This is a genomic window from Caballeronia sp. LZ003, assembly GCF_031451465.1.
GTDB lineage: Bacteria > Pseudomonadota > Gammaproteobacteria > Burkholderiales > Burkholderiaceae > Caballeronia.
In genome coordinates this window covers 1-2,070 of sequence record NZ_JARUXJ010000023.1, presented here as the reverse complement: position 1 = coordinate 2,070, position 2,070 = coordinate 1, and the positions used below count along the sequence as shown (strand labels likewise).

General features: G+C 53.7%; 3 protein-coding genes. All 3 read right to left on the bottom strand.

The genetic code is table 11. The features are described 5' to 3' along the window. Positions 1-231: 231 nt before the first annotated feature. The gene (locus tag QCE79_RS32530; RefSeq protein WP_309851451.1) at positions 232-492 is read right to left on the bottom strand and encodes a PAAR domain-containing protein; all 261 of its coding nucleotides are present in this window, start codon (positions 490-492) and stop codon (positions 232-234) included. Between the two features lie 242 nt (positions 493-734). Next, positions 735-1,022 carry a colicin E3/pyocin S6 family cytotoxin gene (locus tag QCE79_RS32525; RefSeq protein WP_309851447.1) on the bottom strand — a complete coding sequence of 96 codons (288 nt, stop codon included), beginning with the start codon at positions 1,020-1,022 and terminating at the stop codon, positions 735-737. A 306-nt stretch (positions 1,023-1,328) separates the two neighbouring features. Beyond that, a partial coding sequence (locus tag QCE79_RS32520) for an RHS repeat-associated core domain-containing protein (protein WP_309851445.1) occupies positions 1,329-2,070 on the bottom strand: 742 nt, incomplete at its 5' end.

Genomic DNA, 2,070 nt, shown 5'->3' with positions numbered 1-2,070 from the left:
ATACGGGCGAACGTGCTGCTCTTCGGCGATCAGGTTGTTCGCATCGTCGTAGTGCAGGCGGGTCGTGCTGCCAGCGGCCGTGGCGGTCGCGAGCCGCCCCATCGGGTCGCGCTCGCAGACCGATACAGAGGGCATCGTCGCGCTACGCGAGCTGGACGAAGGCAAGGAAGTCGAGAGCATAGAACAGACGGCGCAGCCTTGAGGTGACACGCCGCCTGTGACTAAAGACGATCAATCAATCGAGCCATGATCGCCCAAGGCAATTATTCGACTGCCGCACGCTGTGAGATGGCCATCCAGCGCAACGTGTTCGCCGTTTGTGTCGGTTAGCATGTCCGAGCCTTGAATGATCGGATTAACGCCGTGTTCGGGACATGACACGAGATCGCCCACTCGCGCGCCTTTGCGTCCGTCGATGTCCATCGTGTCTGATCCGGTGATGATGCGGCCGCTGTGGGTGGTGCTGTCGCCTATGCAAGCGATTGATGTCATTCGGTCCTCTCATTTAATAAAACATGCGTATCGATCTAGGTCGAGTCTCGTCGTAAGAAGCGGCTTCAGGCATTCTGCTATACCCGAATTAATAAAAAAAGTCATACATCGCGTTATCGCTTGGTACATTGAACACCATCTGAAGCCGTTCCAAGCTTGGTAGAGATGAGAATGACATCTCACTACGAACGACTCACCGTCTGTTCCGAATACCGAGATGTAACGACGTAGTTGACCGTCATTCATGGTTCAATCAACCTTGTAGAATCGGCAGCTTTTCCAGAAATCGGCTCACCCGTTTCCGGATCAAACGGACCCAGATGCTTGCCGCGCTTGCTGTACATTTCTACCTCTCCATGTTGGGAATCCCATTCACAGATGCGTCCATCCGAGAGCTTCCATCGCATCAGAAGCCCACCGCCGCCGCGAGCAGGCGTTTTCGGTTTTACTCGAATAGCGTCCGGAAAGCCGGGCTCTTTCGGAGCTGAAACGAAATTGTTGCTGAGTTCCAGCGGGTCGGTCCATTGCACAGGGATGGCGTGTAAGCGTAACTCACTACTACTGCCGAATAAAACAAAGGGCCGCATTCATGCGGCCCTTTGTTTATCTCTCAACCCTACCGAGAATTTCAAACTCATCCCAACTCGGGGTAAGCCTATGCGCAATTAGATACGAAGTTACATCTGTCGCGCTATCAGCCGTGATCTTCTTTGGATCATCACCTTCCCAAAGCGAATCACATTCAGTACAAGCTATAACTTTCTTGCCTGTACTTTTCACGGCAATATATACCAAATCCCCATATTCACAACATGTAGGACACAACATGTCTAACCCTATTTAACTGGATAGGCGGTAACGACTTGGTTCGTACCGGTCTTCGTAACGATTCTCATGGTGCTTTCCCCCTGCGTGCCGACTGTCCGACCCATAGCAACTTCGTACACGTCGTTCAGACCACTTGGAGTTGGCGCGCCTCGTTGTTGCCATGCTTCGTCAACGAGATCCAGTGAACTGCCGCGCTTACCTGTGCAGAAGACAGAATGTCTGGGCTTGTTCGTATTCGATGATTCGTGATCCAGAACATGCTTCACACGGTTTCCATGAACTGATCCTTGACCATAGTCCAAACCGCCCGGCGTGCCCCAAGTTTTTGAACTCTTGTCGTAACTTAGCTTCAACAAGCCTAACGGATCAACCCACTCAATCGGGTTCGGCGCATATTGATAGACGTTAATCCCGCCCGCCAAGCCAATCGGGTCCTTGCTGATGAACCGTCCCGTCGCCGGATCGTAGTACCGATGTCGATTGTAGTGCAGCCCCGTCTCTTCATCGACATACTGCCCCTGAAACCGGATCGCGTTATCCGTCTCAGCTGGGTCTTCCTTGCCGTAGGGCGCACCCTTTCGCCCGCCCCACGCCTTATAGCGCGCAAGCCAAACCACCTTGCCAGACTCATCGAGCAACTCCTGCGGCGTACCCAGATGATCGTTCTGATAGAACACCGTCGCATGCTTCGACTTCGCGGGCACCTGCACAAAACGCCCGTCCGTGCCGGTGGCGAGGAACGCCGGTTCG

Coding starts and splice junctions, on each gene's coding strand:
- QCE79_RS32530 (WP_309851451.1), bottom strand. CDS start 492: ATGACATCAATCGCTTGCATAGGCGACAGCACCACCCACAGCGGCCGC.